Below are 16,022 nucleotides of genomic sequence, written 5' to 3'. Positions count from 1 at the left end.
CCGAAAAACAATAATACGGTTACGATTAATGGTGCTGTAATGGTTCCGAATACTGTTTCTTATATGGAAGGAAAGAATATAGACTATTATCTGAATCAAGCCGGTGGTTATTCTGAAAATGCGAAGAAGAGTAAGAAATTTATCGTATACATGAATGGCCAAGTGACTAAAGTGAAAGGTAGTGGTAAGAAACAGATTGAGCCTGGGTGTGAGATAATTGTGCCTAGTAAGGCTAAGAAAAGGACTAATATGAGTAATATTTTAGGGTACGCTACTACATTCAGCACATTGGGAATGATGGTTGCTTCTATTGCTAACTTAATAAAGAAATAACGAATTCCTTTTATGACTACTTTGATAGAACAAGAATCTGAAAAAGATATAAAACAAAAACTGAATAATCATACAGATGAAAAGGCGGAAATTGATTTGATGGCTATTCTTCGTAAGCTTATAGGTATTCGTAAGCAGATCTATAAAGCTGCTGGCATCGGTTTAGTAATTGGAATTATTGTTGCAATAAGTATTCCTAAGCAGTACACGGTTGAAGTAACCCTTTCTCCGGAGATGGGTAATAATAAAGGTGGTAATTTATCTGGTTTGGCCGCTTCCTTTTTAGGAAGTGGAGTGACTATGGGAGATGGTACTGATGCTTTGAATGCTTCTTTATCTGCTGATATTGTTTCTTCTACTCCTTTTTTGTTGGAGCTTTCCGCAATGGATATACCGGTAACAAAGAATGAAGTCATGACATTGAATACTTATTTAGATGAAGAAACATCTCCTTGGTGGAGTTATGTAATCGGGTTTCCCGGTATGGTAATTGGTGGAGTAAAGTCCTTGTTTACAGAGGAAGATGAAATTGCCTCTTTTGATAAAACAAGTCAGGGCGCAATTGAGCTTTCAAAGAAAGATTCGAGGAAAATTGCGGCTCTAAAGAAAATGATAGCTGCCTCTGTGGACAAGAAAACCTCAATGACTTCTATTTCTGTGACTTTTCAGGATCCTAAGGTTGCTGCAGTCGTAGCCGATTCCGTAGTGAAGAAACTGCAGGAATATATAATAGACTACCGTACCTTCAAGGCAAAAGAGGATTGTATCTATTTGGAGAAACTTTTCAAAGAACGTCAGCAAGAGTATTATGCTGCTCAGAAGAAATACGCAGACTATCTGGATTCTCATGATAATATCATTTTGCAGAGTGTTCGTGCCGAGCAGGAACGTTTGCAGAATGATATGAGCCTTGCTTACCAGGTATACAGTCAGGTTGCCAGTCAGCTTCAGGTTGCCAGAGCTAAAGTTCAGGAAGAGAAGCCAGTGTTTGCTGTTGTAGAACCTGCTGTTGTCCCTTTGGAACCTTCGGGAATCAGTAGAAAGGTATATGTTTTAGCTTTTATTTTCCTATCAGTTTGTATTGTTATCTTTTGGAATTTATTCGGGAAAGATTTTCTGAATAAGTTCAAAGAAGTATGTGCCTAAAATCAATTTTTAATGTGATATGGTATCAACCACCAGTCAAATCAATAAATTTATAGAATTTATAGCAGTTCTGGGAGATCTGATCATTCTGAATCTGGTATTGTTCTTTCTCCTTTTCTTTTGGGAAGAAGTATTTGTCTCTTTACCTTTTTCTTGTAGGGTTTCATGGATGATGACTTCATTAAGTCTCTGTTATCTGGCTTGTTCGGGCTCCCGTGGGAGGGTTTGGGACAGTCGGGGAATTCGCCCCGATCAACTTGTATTGCGCGTGTTGAAGAATATTATAGCTTTTTCCATCTTTTGGGCATGTATCATGACCTTTAGTGGAATCTCTATCTATTCTCCTCTTTTTTTTGTCGCTTATTTTTCTTTCCTCTTTGTCATCTTAAGTATTTATCGCATTATTATTCGCCATTTCCTGATAGTCTATTGTGCTAAGGGCAAGCATAGACGTTATGCTGTTTTTATAGGTGGAGGCAATAATATGCAGGTGTTGTATAAGGAGATGGAGAGTTCTTTAGCCTCTTCCCTATATGAGGTTGTGGGGTATTTTGATATAAAACCGAATGAAGGCTTTTCCTCCCAATGTTCCTATCTAGGTAATCCCGACGATTTTTCAGATTTTATGTCCGCCCACCCAGGAATCAAGCATGTCTTTTGTTCTCTGTCGATGGAGGAGGGACGTTATAATCTTTCTATTATGAATCATTGTGAAAACCATCTGTTTTACTTTCATGGTGTTCCTAATGTTTGCGAAGGTTTTCCTCGTCGTATCTGGCACAGTATGGTTGGCAATATGCCTATTTTGAATTTGCGTTATGAGCCTTTGGGTAAAATGGAAAATCGGATATTGAAGCGGATATTTGATGTTGTTTTTTCCGGTCTTTTTCTGGTAACAATCTTTCCTTTGGTTTATCTCATAGTTGGCAGTATTATAAAATTAACTTCTCCCGGTCCTGTATTCTTTAAACAAATGCGTACGGGTTTGAATGGTGTGGATTTTGTGTGTTACAAATTCCGTTCGATGAAAGTGAATGATGAAGCTGACAGCAAACAGGCTACGGCTGATGATCCCCGAAAAACTCGTTTTGGCGATTTCCTCCGTCGTTCCAATATTGATGAACTTCCCCAGTTTATCAATGTCTTTAAAGGTGATATGTCGATAGTTGGTCCCCGTCCTCACATGTTGGCTCATACGGAGACTTATGCCCGTTTGATTGATAAATATATGGTACGGCACTTTATAAAACCTGGAGTGACCGGTTGGGCTCAAACGCATGGTTTTCGTGGTGAAACGAGGGAACTTTCACAGATGGAGGAACGTGTTAAGGCTGATATTTGGTATATGGAGCATTGGACAATGTTGCTTGACATATATATCATTTATAAGACTGTGGCGAATGTGATTGTGGGGGAAAAAAATGCATACTAAATATATATTGGGGTATAGTATATATTTTTTCAGATATTTATTTGTTCGATAAAGATTGTATATGATTCAAATTGTAGATAAGAGTGAATGTTGTGGTTGCAATGCTTGCGGAGATGTTTGTACTCATGAGGCGATCACTTTCCAAACTGATATTGAAGGATTTTGGTATCCTGTAGTTGATAAGGACAAGTGTATTGATTGTGGCCTTTGCGAAAAGGTGTGTCCAATTATAAATATTGATGTACTGAAAAAGAATGATTTTGAGAAGCCTATTTGTTATGCTGCCGAACATAAAAATATAGAGGTTGTATTCGATTCCACCTCTGGGGGACTTTTTTCTGCCTTGGCTGATATTATGTATAAAGACAATGGATTCGTAGGTGGGGCTATTTTTAATGATGATTTCTCTGTACGCCAATATATCTCGGATGATAAGTGCGATTTGCTTAAGTTACGCAGCAGTAAATATTTGCAAAGTAACTGTGAAGGTTTCTATAAGCAAGTACGTGAATATCTTAAATCTGGTGAGAAAGTTCTTGTCTGTGGATGTCCTTGTCAGATGGCGGCTATGAGAGCTTTTCTCCGTAAAGACTATGAAAATCTTATTATTGTAGACTTTATTTGCCGTGCTATTGATTCGCCGAAGGCATGGCGCAAATATCTTGATACATTCGATGAACGTTATGAATCAAAAGTTGTATATGCAAAGGCGAAATCAAAAGAATACGGTTGGCGTAATCTTACTCAAAAGGTCATTTTGGAGAACGGGAAGCATCTTTATGAAACAAAAAATAAGCAACTTGCTCAAATTGGAAGTTTTATTACTTGTGCTCTAAGTCGCCCTTCTTGCTATGATTGTAAATTCAAGGGTTTTCCTCGTATGGCAGATATTACTATTGCGGATTTCTGGGGTATTGAATCTGTCAAACAGGATAAATTAAAAGATAAAGATATAGGTACATCTTTAGGTATGATAAATTCAGAAAAAGGTAAAGAATTTTTTGAGCGAGTGAAGGCTAGACTTAATTATGTTGAGGTACCTTTTGAAACAATCATTCCTGGTAATGTAAGCTTGTATGAATCGATTGCACTTCCGACAGTTGATCGTAAAAGTCTTTTTGAGGATATGGATAAGATGTCATTTTGTGAGGTGGCTAAGAAATATGGTTTTTACGGCTATCCTGTGTCAAAAAAACAACAATTAAAACGAATTTTATCTTCTGTAAAACATTTGCTATGTGCTACACAATGTCGTCCGTTCTCTATCTTTCGTACGCTGAAGTATAATACTCTTAAAGAAATATTGCAAAATAAGTTTATACTTTTTTATCCATATTCTTTTGTACAGTTTGCTAATGGAGCTAAGATTATTAAGGAAGGGCGTATCAATTTCGGATGTAAGAGATATAGAGATTCTAAGCTTGAAACACGTATGCTTGTTGATAAAGGCGGTACGCTTAAAGTGCTTGGAGATGTCTCTATTTCCTATGGAGCAGACATTGAAGTTTTTTCCGGTGGTGAACTTACTTTCAAAGGTGGGCTCGTTTCAAACCTTAACACAGTGATTGTCTGTGCTAACAAGATTGAGATTGGCAAGGATGTAGGGTTTGGACGTAATATTACCATACGTGACAATAATGGTGGGCATTATATCAATATCACAGGATATAAAGATTCAGCGCCTGTTATTATAGGTGACAAGGTATGGCTTTGCGAAAGTTGTACTATTATGCCAGGGGCAAAAATTGGAGACGGTGCAATAATTGGGGCGCATTCTGTGGTTTATGGTAATGTACCCGCCCATGCTCTTGTTTCCGGTAATCCGGCCAAGGTGGTTATGAATAATGTATTATGGAAAAAATAAATCTCAAAAAGATAATATATGGAATTAAATAATTTTATTGATAATGTAGCTTCTCAGTTTGAAGATACTGACAGGTCATATTTTGCTGCTGATACTGAGTTTAAACTTCTTGACGAGTGGTCATCGCTTGCAGTCCTTCTCCTCATTTCTATGATTGATGAAAAATATCACGTCATTATTACAGGAGATGAGGTAATGGCTGCTGAAACGATTGACGACCTTTTTAATGTGGTTAAAGAAAAATTATAAGTTCGAATAAACTTTCAATATGCAGAAAAACGTAATTGAATATCTCCTTCGTACAGCTGAAACTTACCCTCAGAAAATAGCTGTACAGGATAGTGTAAAAGAAATAACTTTTGCACAATTACTAGAACGTGCTCATATTTTGGCGTCTAAAGTTCGTCAGTATGGTATTATGAATTCACCAGTTGGAGTTTATATTCCAAAAGGATGCGATGCAGTGACTGCGTTTGCTGCTCTTAGTATGAGTGGCAACTTCTACGTGCCTCTTGATACAAAGTCTCCTTCTAGTCGTGTGGAATCAATTATTACAGTACTTGATACTCCTATACTTATTACTGACAGCGAGCATTTTACAGATTTACAGAAAATTACCGATCGTCCGATCTTAGTGATTGATAATTCTTATACAGACAGTTCTATTCAGCGTATAGCAATAGAGAAGTTGATGGAAAAACAGATTGATACAGATCCTGTTTATTCTATCTTCACCTCAGGTTCAACAGGTATCCCTAAAGGGGTTGTCGTATCTCATCGTGGTGTTATAGATTATATTGATTGGGCGATAGAAACTTTCCATATCGACTCAACATCTATAATTGGTAATCAGGCTCCGTTTTATTTCGATAACTCAACGCTTGATATCTACCTGATGTATGCTACTGGTGCTACGCTGAATATTATTCCTGATACATTCTTTGCATTTCCAGCTAAGTTGGTGGAGTATCTGGACGAGAAAAAAATTATTTTTGTATTTTGGGTGCCGTTTGTTCTTGTTAACATGGCAAACTTCAAGATTCTTGATAGCCGTAAACCCCAATATCTCCGTGATGTATTTTTTGCTGGTGAGGTAATGCCCAATAAACATCTTAATTATTGGCGTCGCAATATGCCGGAATGTCGTTATGTTAATCTCTATGGTCCTACTGAAATCACAGTGGATTGTACTTATTACACTGTAGAACGTGAGTTTAATGATGATGAACCATTACCTATCGGATTTCCATGCAAAAATAGTGATGTGTTGATTCTCAATGCAGATTTTAAGCCTTGTGTTGTGAATGAACAAGGAGAGCTCTGTGTTCGAGGTTCTTCACTTGCTTTGGGATATTATAACAATCCTCAAAAAACGGCAGAAGCTTTTATCCAAAATCCATTGAACAAACATTATCCGGAGATCATCTATTGTACTGGCGATATCGTTTATAGAAATGAACTGGGCGAGATTATGTATGTAGGACGTAAAGATTCTCAAATTAAACACAATGGATATCGTATTGAACTAGGTGAAATTGAAACAGCCGCTCTTGCTAGCCAAATGATTGAAAACTGTTGTGTAGTTTATGATTTCATGCGTAAAAAGATTGTTCTTATTTATCAAGCTAAAGAAGAACCTAATATGATAGAGTTTCGTAAAGTTATACTTACTAAGGTGCCTAAGTATATGCTTCCTTCAGAATATCATCGTGTAGATGTGATAAAACAAAATTCTAGTGGCAAAATTGATCGTAAATATTATAACGATTTTATAAATAATGGTTCGAATTAAATCAATAGAGGAGATCCAGAATTTCACTTGTTTAATCCGTTCTCTCCGTAAAGGGCTTATTACGAATTTTTATCTTAATGTAGAGAAACACTCTATATGGATAGAAGCTGGAGAATTCTTTGTTCATGAGACTCCAGAATGTATTTTCTTTTTGCATGAAAATGGTAATTTTTATCATCTTTTCTTCACTGCTACTTCAACCGATAGTCTCTGTGCGGCATTACAAAAGGCTTCGTTTTGCAATGAATTATTGAGTATTGATATTCTTGGTGCAAAAGAAAATGTTGTTAAGGATGCGTTGGTTAATATTGGTTTCTATGAGTACAAGAGTCTATATCGTATGTATCATATTGGGTATCCACTTCAATATGAGATGGAGAAGATTGCAGATATGGCAACCATTAAGGACATAGATGAGATTTATCATATTCTTAATCAAGATTTTGATCCATTATCCGAGCAAATTCCAACCAAAGGTGAGTTAGCATTGGCTATTAGTAAAAAGGAGATATTGATATTTAAAGCTGAAAGTAAAATTAAAGGTTTGATATTATTTGAATTATCAAAACTGAATATGTATTTGCGTTTTTGGTGGGTTGATAAGATGTATAGAAACCAACATATAGGCGCTTTTTTATATCATTCACTTATGAATTTAGCAAAAGGTACTAAGCGTCAGATGCACTGGGTTATTTCAACGAATGATAATGCAATAAAACGCTATAAACATTATGGGTATATAGCTGAATCACTCTATGATTACGTTTTATTAAATAAAAAAGTCTAACAGATAAAAATGAAATTATGAAAGAGCAAATTATTGAGATTTTGACAAATCTTCGTCCGGAGTTTGATTTTACAGAAGATGTAGATTTCATAGAAGAAGGTATGATTGATTCTCTAGATGTTGTTAATCTTGTTGCTGAACTAGAATTAACTTATAACATAAATATTGATGGTCTTGATGTTGTTCCTGAAAATTTTTCTACTATCGACAATATTATGAAATTGTTGTCTAAAAATGGTGTAAAATAGTTATGGACTTCCGATTTAAAAATAAAAAAATTACGGGTATACTTTCCATGCTTCCATCAAAGGAGATTTACTTTGATGATGAGTTGGAATATTATAACTTTTCTGAATCAAAGGCTACAAAATTGAAGCTTACTATGGGTTATAACAAGCGTCGTATTTTTGATAAAGAGCTTTGTGTATCTGATATTTGTGTGCAGGGTATGGAGTATCTTTTTGCTACAGGAAAGTTATGTAAAAAGGATATTGATGCTATGATTCTTGTTACTCAGAGTCAGGATTACTTTCTTCCACCAACTTGTAACCTGATTCAAGGGCGTCTTGGCTTGGGAGTGGATGTATTATGTATGGACATTGTACAAGGGTGCGCCGGATATATTCTAGGGCTCATACAAGCCTTTATGTTACTTGAACAGCAGAATATTAACAAGGTCGTTTTGTTTAATGCAGATATTCTTAGTCGTAAGGTTTCTCGCTATGATCGTCAGATTAGTCCTATGTTAGGTGATGCATGTTCCATCACTATTGTGGAGAAGAGTGATGCTCCATGTGATATTCTTTGTAACTATAACGTAGATGGTGGTCGTGCTATGTCCGTAAATATTCCTGCAGGTGGTTGGCGCGAACCTTCTACCAGTCAATCTGCTATACTTGAAGAAGATAAGGATGGCAATCGTCGCTCTCGTAATGACATGGTAGAAGATGGCAGCCAAATTTTTAACCTGATCCAACTCAACGTTCCTAAAATGATTCATCATGTTCTCGATGCTGCAGGAACATCAAAGTCAGAAATTGATTATTATATGGTTCATCAACCAAACCGTTTCATGATTCAGAAGTTAGCAGATAAAATAAATGTACCTCGTGATAGGATGCCAAGCAATATCGTTGAAAACTATGGAAACTCAAGCGGAGTGACCATTCCTGTAAATATCGTCCACAATTTAGGTTCTCTTCTTATTTCTGGAAAAAAGAAACTTCTTCTTGCTGGTTTTGGTGTAGGTCTTGCATGGGGGGCAACAATTCTTGACATAGGTAATCTTGATTTTTGTGAAATGTTTGAAGTGAATAACGAAGAATGATGACAGAAATTTCTGTAAATAATAAGCGGATAGCGAAGAATACTCTTTTTTTGTATTTTAGGATGCTCTTGACTATGGGGGTTGCGCTCTATACATCAAGAGTTGCTCTTCAAGTGTTGGGCGTATCTGATTATGGATTATATAATGTAGTCGGTGGGGTAGTAGCTATGTTAGCTTTTATAAATGGATCGATGTCATCAGGAACTTCACGCTTTATCGCCTATGAATTAGGACGCAATAATGTTGAGAAGATGAATCAGGTATTCAATGTTTCATTAGTTTGTCATATACTAATTGCTCTTATTTGTTTTGTCTTAGCTGAAACTGTGGGGCTTTGGTTTTTGAATACGTATATTCAATTTCCTGCAAATCGGTTATTGGCTGTGAACATAGTATATCAAGCATCTATTATCACTTTTATAATGCAAATAACTCAGACACCATATAATGCTTCTATTATAGCCCATGAGAATATGAATGTTTACGCTTATGTGAGTATTTTAGAGGTATCGTTGAAGTTACTTATGGTAGTTTTTTTATTGTGGGTAGATACGTCTGATGCACTCATCACTTATAGTATAATTCTTCTTTTTATTCAGTTGCTTATTTTGATCATATATAGAATTTATTGTATGAAGAAGTATGATGAATCTAAGTGGAAGTTGGTGAAAGATAAATCGATATATAAAGAAATTTTCTCTTTTTCTGGTTGGGATGTAGTTGGAAGTCTTTCTGTGGTAACACAAGGTCAAGGTCTGAATATTCTTTTAAATATATACTTTGGCCCAATGGTAAATGCAGCACGTGCAATAAGTTATCAAGTACAAGGGGCATTCTCGCAATTTACAGGAAACTTCATGACTGCAGTTGTACCACAAATTACTAAATACTTTGCTCAGGAAGAATACAAGAAGATGGTAAAACTAATAAATGATTCTGCCCTCTATTCTTTCTATCTACTTTTAATATTAATTCTTCCACTCTTGTTTCGTTTGGACTATATTCTTGGATTATGGTTAGAGGAAGTACCTGAAGATACAGAACTTTTTACGAAAATTATTTTGATTTATTTGATAATTAGATCATTAGCACGTCCAGTAGTTCAAGGCCTTCATTCTACTGGTAATATTAAAACAATAAATATTTGGGCAATTTTCTTTGGTCTTACTCCATTACCAATTGCATGGATAGGTCTTCATTGTGGATTGCCTGCCTCTTATACGTTCTATGTACTTCTTATAGATGGGATTTTGTGTAATGTTGCCGAGATTTACGTTTTAAGTCGTCAATTTAAACCGTTTTCACAGATTATACATTATAAATATGTATATGGAAAGAGTTTGTATATTTCTGTTTTGAGTGTTATCCCAGTATATATAATACATTCTCTTGCTTCAAGTGGGTTAGGATATTTCTTTTTATATTATTTGATAAGTGTTTCTATTGAAATTATTTTAATTTTCTATTTAGGAATTGACCAAAATACAAGGGGGAAATTGCTGAAAATTGCTAAAAACAAGATTTGTAAAAATGGAAATTGATAAGACTATTGTGCTGTCCAATGGAGTAGAAATGCCTCGTCTCATACAGGGGGTTCCTCATTGTGATCAATGGACAAATTATTCAATAGATTTTTTTTATGATATTCTTCGAACTTCTGTTAGAAATGGTATTGTTGCCTTTGATTCATCACATGCGTATGGTAAAAGTGAAAGTACAATAGGTTACGTTTTGAGGCGTTTTGCTGCGGAGGGAATATCACGAAAGGAAGTCTTTATTACTTCAAAAATTGATAATCATCAGCAGTATGTCGGGAATATGAATAAATGTGTGGATGATAGTTTGAAAACAATGAAAACTGATTATCTTGATTGTATGCTATTTCATTGGCCTGTGCAAAATCATTTTGAAGAAAACTGGCTTCAGTTGGAGGACGCATATAAGAAGGGCAAAGTACGTTCTATTGGTATTGCTAATGCTAAGATATTTCATATTGAACGTCTTCGAATGTATGGTGCTACCATTGTTCCTCATGTTATACAAACTGAGATACATCCTTTTAACTCATGTTTGCAATTACGGGATTATTCAGAAAAACATAAAATTGCTCTTCAAGCATGTTCTTCATTGGCTAACATGATTGATAAAATGAAATATAACAAAACACTAATTGATTTATCTCGTAAATATTCAGTGTCATTAGTTCTTTTGGTACTTCGCTGGCATTTGCAATCTAATATAGCTCCGCTTTTTCGTTCGTTCAATCCTAAACATATCGAAGAAATTAAGAGAGTGTTTACATTTAATATTTCAAATGAAGATATGAGGTTGATAGATGCTCTTAATGAGAATTATCGTTATCATCCAGAATCATCAAATTGTGCAGGATTTTAAATTATGAAAATTCAAATTGGAAAAAAAGAAAAGACGGTAATATTAATTGCTTTGTTAAGCTTTGTATTTGCGATCTTTATCTCTACTTGGGTAGTTGTTACTTTATTCGTTTTTTATGTATTGATTGTCTTTTTTCTGTATTTAAATTGGCTATTGAAAAAGACCAATTGGTGGAAAAATCAATTTGTTTTTACGCATCAGTTTATTTCAAATCAGGGATATCGTAAGAACTTAACACGCAATATTGAGATAGTTAATGTTGGTAGTAATCCCGCCCGTTTTGCGTTTGATTATGATAAATTGATATTGGGTGCAAACTGGTCTACTGGTAATCAAGGATTAGATATGGATTACCAATTGTTACGTTTTTATCATAGTTTTATGAAAGAAGGTGCTACGGTTTTAATTCCTATTGTTCCTTTTTCTTCTGTTAGTGCCTATCTTATTCCTTCAATATATAAGGATAAGTCTTATATGGTGAAATTCTATAGTGTTTTGGATTATTTACAAGCTAAATATTTACCACAATTTAAACATGTTCGCTATTGGTATAAATATCCACTTTTGTTTAATTGGCTGGCAGTGAGATTTTTGTTGCGAGATGTAAAACCAGACAAGAGAATATTGTATGATTCTGATCTTACTAATCGTGTTGATGCAATTACAGCGAAGTTATGGATGGACAATTGGAAGTCAGAATTTAATATTAAAGATTTAGAAGCACCTTTATCTTTAGAACTTCAAAAAGCGAGAAGACAATCTGTGCAATTAATGAAAATGATATTGGATTATATTATCGAGAGAGGCTATAAGCCTGTATTTATTATGCCTCCTGTGTCTAAAAAGTTATCTACTTATTTTACAGAGCGATTTAGAGAGATATACATTGATTCTTTTATTCGTGAATTTAGTGAATATAATGTCCCATATTTTGATTATACCAAAGTCTTAGAGTTTCAGACTGATGATCTTTTTTTTAATGATCTTTTTATGAATGTCAAGGGACGTACAACTTTTACGAAACGAGTATTGATTGACTTAAAGATGATTTGATAGATAGTTAAGACAGTTCTCTTTGTGGGTCTTTATATGAGGAATAATAGTATTTTTGTAAATATTATTGCTCGAAAATAGAGGTGGTACTATGGCAATAGTTAATAAATTATCATCCCTTATTATAGGGAGGTGTGCCTGATAGTATATTCAAGTTTTTGAATACAAAAATGAAATTAACTTAAACATTACATTGCAAGTTTGAGAATAATGCAATTCGTAAAATAATAAAATCAATAAAGGAGGAGTACGTGTGAAAATTGGAATATTAACACTCCAACTGCATACTAATTATGGAGGAATACTCCAAGCGTATGCTTTGCAAACGGTGTTGGAAAGGATGGGGCATGAGGTAGTAGTGCTAAATAAGAGGCATCGCCTTTTGCTACCTATTTGGAAATGGCCTTACTCTTATCCTAAGCGGATAATACAGAAATATATATTGGGTAGAGGTGGTCGAGTTTTTTTTGAATCATATTATAATCGTACTTATCCGATTGTTAGTCAAAACACAGAGTTGTTTATTGATAAATATATTCATCGTTTGAAGGTGGAGGATTTGTTTGTATTGAAGGAAGATGATTTTGATGCTTTTGTTGTAGGCAGTGATCAAGTATGGCGTCCTATGTTTTATCCTGGTAAAATAGAAAATGCTTATTTGGATTTTGCAAAAGATTGGGATATTAAACGGATTGCTTATGCTGCCTCTTTTGGAACGAGTAAGTGGGAATACACAAAGAAACAAACAAGGCTATGTGGAGAATTGCTACGAAAATTTGATCTTATAAGTGTACGTGAAGAATCTGGTATAGGATTATGTCACAAGCATTTTGGAGTGAAAGCTAATCATGTGTTGGATCCCACTATGTTGTTGAGTACTAAAGATTACATGTATTTGGTGGAAAAAGCTAATGTTACAAAAAGTAAAGGTTCGCTATTGTGCTATATTTTGGATGAAAAGAAATCCAAAATCAATTTAATATCAAAACTGGCAGATGATATGGGGTTGATTCCTTTCCATGTCAATTCACGTGTGGAGGTTCAAAATGCTCCTTTGGCAGAGCGTATTCAGCCACCAGTAGAACAATGGTTGCGTGGATTTATGGATGCGCGTATGGTGGTTACAGATTCTTTTCATGCTTGTGTGTTTGCTATAATATTTAACAAACCTTTTATCGTTATAGCTAATAAAGAGAGGGGGCTAGCTAGGATAGAGTCTCTGCTGGCGATGTTTGGACTACAAAAAGCTCTATATGATTGTAATAATAAAGACTTTGATGTAAATAATATAGATTGGAATACTATAAATGATAGATTGTTGGACTTACAGAACTATTCTTTAGATTTATTGAAAGAATCAAGCTGTGGTATGTTAATGTCCCCAAAAGAAATATAGGCATCTATGAAAAAGTGTTGACCTTTGTTTCTGTTAACTAAATCTTAAAAAGATTATGTCCAGTAACAAAAAGAATACTAACTATTATTTAAGAGAAAAATATTTGAAGGTAGATTTCTAAATACTACATGTCATTTTTGCACATCAACATATGGAATTATTATTATATTCGTATATAATCATTATTGTCTATCTACTTTTTAAATATTCTAAGTCAAAGACATTATATATTTTTTCTCCATATATTATTATTTATCTGAATTTTGTATTTAATGACATTGTTCCATTTTTACTTTTTTATCCTGATATACCTGAAAATTTGCAATACACAACATTTACAGCAACAGTAATAAATCTTTTGTTTTTGTATGCTTTTCGAAAACAAATGTTGATACAAACGACTTTAGATATTCCATCTTTTTCTATAAAGTTGAATAGAAAGAGAAAGATTATAATTTGTTGCTTCGCATTGTTTCTTTTTTGTGCGGGGATGATGTCTGGAGTTTTAACAAATTTACTGAAAGGTAACGACATTGAAGATTTAAGAAGAACTAGTGAGATAGGGCTTGGAATTGTTCGAGATATTCCTATGTTGGGAATACAAATTGTTATGCTTGTTCTTTTTCTTCAAAAATCATGGAACTTTTATAGATCTATAGCCTTTTATTCTTTTTGTTTAGGAGCTTTTTTATTTTTAACAACGGGCAATAAGGGAGGAGTTCTAGTAGGTGCTACATTATTTCTTTTGTTTTTTCATTTTAAGAAGAGAGGATTTAAGTGGTATGAATACATTGCATACTATTTGGCAATTCCATTGGCTGCTGGAACATTACAGGGGATTAGAGGAGGTGATTTAACTCTTATAGCATCTCAAATTGCTGTGTTTTTCTCATATCCCATTCTGCTTTATCAGGCTAACTCTATTCCTATAATGAATTCTGTCGGGACAGAAAATATTTTTTTTGGTGAGGAATATTATGTGGGATTAGTAAAAATAATACCTCGTTTTTTATGGTCAGATAAGCCTCTTGCTTTTGATTATAAACTAAAGGAATTGGTGGGATATGATTTTGATGGAGGAGGAATTTATACTACTTTGAGTAATGATTTATATATAAATTTTGGATATAGTTATTTTATATTTTACATCTTATGGTTATTGTTTGTTCATTATATATATGGAATAATTATAGATAGTAAAAGGAACTATTATAGCCGTATCATCGCTCTATTTATTATCCTTATGGGAGGTATTGCATCCACTATTGGATCATGTGAAATCTTACTATTATTTCTGTTGTTTATGATGTTGTATTATTCGAGAATTAAAACGTTGTAGGCCCAAATGAAGAAAGTACTATTAATAGCTTCAGAGTATGCGCCAGGCATGCTTTCTTTCGCATCATCTATTATAAATAGATTATCGGAGAGTAATGAGTTTGAGATTTATGCTGTTGTTGTATCAAGAGGAAAATTTAAATATGAACCTTTACTCTGTGAAAAAGCAAAGAAGAAAACTATATGTATAGAAGCGCCAGCTAATTGTATTTTAGAAAAACTTCTTTTTAAAATTTGGCCGTCTAAATTAATCTCTAATATAAATAAAACGATAAGGGATAATCATATTGAATGTATTCATTTTTTAACAATAGATTTTACATTGACTTTATTTATCTATTTAAAATTGAGAGGAAATAATAGTGTGTATTATACAGTTCATGATTTGTGGCCTCATGAGGGAGAACGTAAAAGTTTAGCTGGACGTTTGATAAGTTGTTATATAAATTGGAGTACAAAAATAAATATGAAGATAATTCCTAATCTAACGACTTCTTCTCGAACACAATATATAGCTCTTAAAGATAGATATCCTAGTAAGAAAGTAAATTTAACTTGTTTTCCAACGCTTGTTACATCACAAATAGTGAGTGGTGAGAGAGTGGTAAGAGAACTGAATGGAATTACAAATTATATTCTTTTTTTTGGTTCTGTGGATAAATATAAAGGAGTAGATTTACTATTGAATGCATATAGGCTTCTGAGAAATAAAAATTCTTTTTTGGTTGTGGCTGGAAAAGGTATTCAATATTTTGATACAAATATTCAAAAAGGCGAAATTAGAATAAATAGATTTATAGAAGATAATGAATTGAAGTATTTATATGAAAATGCAGCGATAGTAGTCTATCCTTATCGTTCGGCTACTATGTCAGGAGTTTTATCATTAGCGTATTATTTTAAAAAAAAGTTGTTAGTATCGGATATTCCTTTTTTTATTGATAATATAAGTTTGCAAACATCTGTTTTCCAGTCTGGAAATATATATGATTTGAGTGAGAAAATCAGAGTGAAATTGAATGAAACAAGCCATATAGGAGATAGCGGTTATTATGAGAAATTATATTCAACTGATACATTAATAACTGGATATAAACATTTATATAATAAATCTTGATTGATCTTTTGAGTGTTGATATAATTGTGAGAATGAATCTTTT

14 protein-coding genes and 1 pseudogene are annotated in these 16,022 nt (G+C 33.9%); all 15 read left to right on the top strand.

The genetic code is table 11. The annotated features are described in order from the left end of the window. Window positions 1-333, top strand: a pseudogene (locus DWZ47_RS14630) (capsule biosynthesis GfcC family protein); the annotation flags it as partial. Between the two features lie 12 nt (window positions 334-345). After that, window positions 346-1,479, top strand: a complete 1,134-nt coding sequence (locus DWZ47_RS14625; RefSeq protein WP_117513641.1) for a chain-length determining protein — start codon at window positions 346-348, stop codon at window positions 1,477-1,479. A gap of 19 nt (window positions 1,480-1,498) precedes the next feature. Next, on the top strand, window positions 1,499-2,911 hold the full coding sequence (locus tag DWZ47_RS14620; RefSeq protein WP_117513639.1) for an undecaprenyl-phosphate glucose phosphotransferase: 1,413 nt from the start codon (window positions 1,499-1,501) through the stop codon (window positions 2,909-2,911). A gap of 61 nt (window positions 2,912-2,972) precedes the next feature. Beyond that, window positions 2,973-4,775: a Coenzyme F420 hydrogenase/dehydrogenase, beta subunit C-terminal domain gene (locus DWZ47_RS14615; RefSeq protein ID WP_117513637.1), complete on the top strand. Its 1,803-nt coding sequence runs from the start codon at window positions 2,973-2,975 to the stop codon at window positions 4,773-4,775. A gap of 18 nt (window positions 4,776-4,793) precedes the next feature. Then, complete coding sequence (locus DWZ47_RS14610; RefSeq protein ID WP_004315212.1) at window positions 4,794-5,024, top strand: hypothetical protein; 231 nt, start codon at window positions 4,794-4,796, stop codon at window positions 5,022-5,024. A gap of 19 nt (window positions 5,025-5,043) precedes the next feature. After that, on the top strand, window positions 5,044-6,567 hold the full coding sequence (locus DWZ47_RS14605) for an amino acid adenylation domain-containing protein (RefSeq protein ID WP_117513635.1): 1,524 nt from the start codon (window positions 5,044-5,046) through the stop codon (window positions 6,565-6,567). Beyond that, window positions 6,554-7,354, top strand: coding sequence for a GNAT family N-acetyltransferase (locus tag DWZ47_RS14600; RefSeq protein WP_117513634.1), 801 nt, complete (start codon window positions 6,554-6,556; stop codon window positions 7,352-7,354). The genes DWZ47_RS14605 and DWZ47_RS14600 overlap by 14 nt, the downstream gene beginning before the upstream one ends. Before the next feature lie 17 nt (window positions 7,355-7,371). Continuing rightward, window positions 7,372-7,602: an acyl carrier protein gene (locus DWZ47_RS14595; protein WP_004315209.1), complete on the top strand. Its 231-nt coding sequence runs from the start codon at window positions 7,372-7,374 to the stop codon at window positions 7,600-7,602. Window positions 7,603-7,604: 2 nt separating this feature from the next. After that, the gene (locus tag DWZ47_RS14590; protein ID WP_117513632.1) at window positions 7,605-8,681 is read left to right on the top strand and encodes a 3-oxoacyl-ACP synthase III family protein; all 1,077 of its coding nucleotides are present in this window, start codon (window positions 7,605-7,607) and stop codon (window positions 8,679-8,681) included. Next, window positions 8,678-10,222 carry a lipopolysaccharide biosynthesis protein gene (locus DWZ47_RS14585; RefSeq protein WP_117513630.1) on the top strand — a complete coding sequence of 515 codons (1,545 nt, stop codon included), beginning with the start codon at window positions 8,678-8,680 and terminating at the stop codon, window positions 10,220-10,222. The genes DWZ47_RS14590 and DWZ47_RS14585 overlap by 4 nt, the downstream gene beginning before the upstream one ends. Beyond that, the gene (locus DWZ47_RS14580; RefSeq protein WP_117513628.1) at window positions 10,212-11,075 is read left to right on the top strand and encodes an aldo/keto reductase family protein; all 864 of its coding nucleotides are present in this window, start codon (window positions 10,212-10,214) and stop codon (window positions 11,073-11,075) included. The genes DWZ47_RS14585 and DWZ47_RS14580 overlap by 11 nt, the downstream gene beginning before the upstream one ends. Before the next feature lie 3 nt (window positions 11,076-11,078). Beyond that, the gene (locus DWZ47_RS14575; protein WP_117513626.1) at window positions 11,079-12,128 is read left to right on the top strand and encodes a hypothetical protein; all 1,050 of its coding nucleotides are present in this window, start codon (window positions 11,079-11,081) and stop codon (window positions 12,126-12,128) included. Between the two features lie 253 nt (window positions 12,129-12,381). Continuing rightward, window positions 12,382-13,524, top strand: coding sequence for a polysaccharide pyruvyl transferase family protein (locus DWZ47_RS14570; protein WP_117513624.1), 1,143 nt, complete (start codon window positions 12,382-12,384; stop codon window positions 13,522-13,524). 151 nt (window positions 13,525-13,675) lie between these two features. Next, on the top strand, window positions 13,676-14,863 hold the full coding sequence (locus tag DWZ47_RS14565) for a hypothetical protein (RefSeq protein ID WP_117513622.1): 1,188 nt from the start codon (window positions 13,676-13,678) through the stop codon (window positions 14,861-14,863). 6 nt (window positions 14,864-14,869) lie between these two features. Beyond that, on the top strand, window positions 14,870-15,979 hold the full coding sequence (locus DWZ47_RS14560; protein ID WP_117513620.1) for a glycosyltransferase: 1,110 nt from the start codon (window positions 14,870-14,872) through the stop codon (window positions 15,977-15,979). Window positions 15,980-16,022 lie beyond the last annotated feature (43 nt).

Origin of the sequence: Bacteroides sp. AF32-8BH (assembly GCF_003435205.1) — a bacterium.
In the GTDB taxonomy this organism is placed as follows: domain Bacteria; phylum Bacteroidota; class Bacteroidia; order Bacteroidales; family Bacteroidaceae; genus Bacteroides; species Bacteroides ovatus.
The sequence above is the reverse complement of the archived record's forward strand: the minus strand, read 5'-3'. Positions and strand labels throughout refer to the sequence as shown.

Excerpts from the sequence above, each read along its gene's own strand:
- DWZ47_RS14560 (WP_117513620.1), top strand. The coding sequence starts at position 14,870 with ATGAAGAAAGTACTATTAATAGCTTCAGAGTATGCGCCAGGCATGCTT.
- DWZ47_RS14615 (WP_117513637.1), top strand. The coding sequence starts at position 2,973 with ATGATTCAAATTGTAGATAAGAGTGAATGTTGTGGTTGCAATGCTTGC.
- DWZ47_RS14565 (WP_117513622.1), top strand. The coding sequence starts at position 13,676 with ATGGAATTATTATTATATTCGTATATAATCATTATTGTCTATCTACTT.
- DWZ47_RS14600 (WP_117513634.1), top strand. The coding sequence starts at position 6,554 with ATGGTTCGAATTAAATCAATAGAGGAGATCCAGAATTTCACTTGTTTA.
- DWZ47_RS14625 (WP_117513641.1), top strand. The coding sequence starts at position 346 with ATGACTACTTTGATAGAACAAGAATCTGAAAAAGATATAAAACAAAAA.
- DWZ47_RS14610 (WP_004315212.1), top strand. The coding sequence starts at position 4,794 with ATGGAATTAAATAATTTTATTGATAATGTAGCTTCTCAGTTTGAAGAT.
- DWZ47_RS14605 (WP_117513635.1), top strand. The coding sequence starts at position 5,044 with ATGCAGAAAAACGTAATTGAATATCTCCTTCGTACAGCTGAAACTTAC.
- DWZ47_RS14580 (WP_117513628.1), top strand. The coding sequence starts at position 10,212 with ATGGAAATTGATAAGACTATTGTGCTGTCCAATGGAGTAGAAATGCCT.
- DWZ47_RS14575 (WP_117513626.1), top strand. The coding sequence starts at position 11,079 with ATGAAAATTCAAATTGGAAAAAAAGAAAAGACGGTAATATTAATTGCT.
- DWZ47_RS14590 (WP_117513632.1), top strand. The coding sequence starts at position 7,605 with ATGGACTTCCGATTTAAAAATAAAAAAATTACGGGTATACTTTCCATG.
- DWZ47_RS14585 (WP_117513630.1), top strand. The coding sequence starts at position 8,678 with ATGATGACAGAAATTTCTGTAAATAATAAGCGGATAGCGAAGAATACT.
- DWZ47_RS14620 (WP_117513639.1), top strand. The coding sequence starts at position 1,499 with ATGGTATCAACCACCAGTCAAATCAATAAATTTATAGAATTTATAGCA.
- DWZ47_RS14595 (WP_004315209.1), top strand. The coding sequence starts at position 7,372 with ATGAAAGAGCAAATTATTGAGATTTTGACAAATCTTCGTCCGGAGTTT.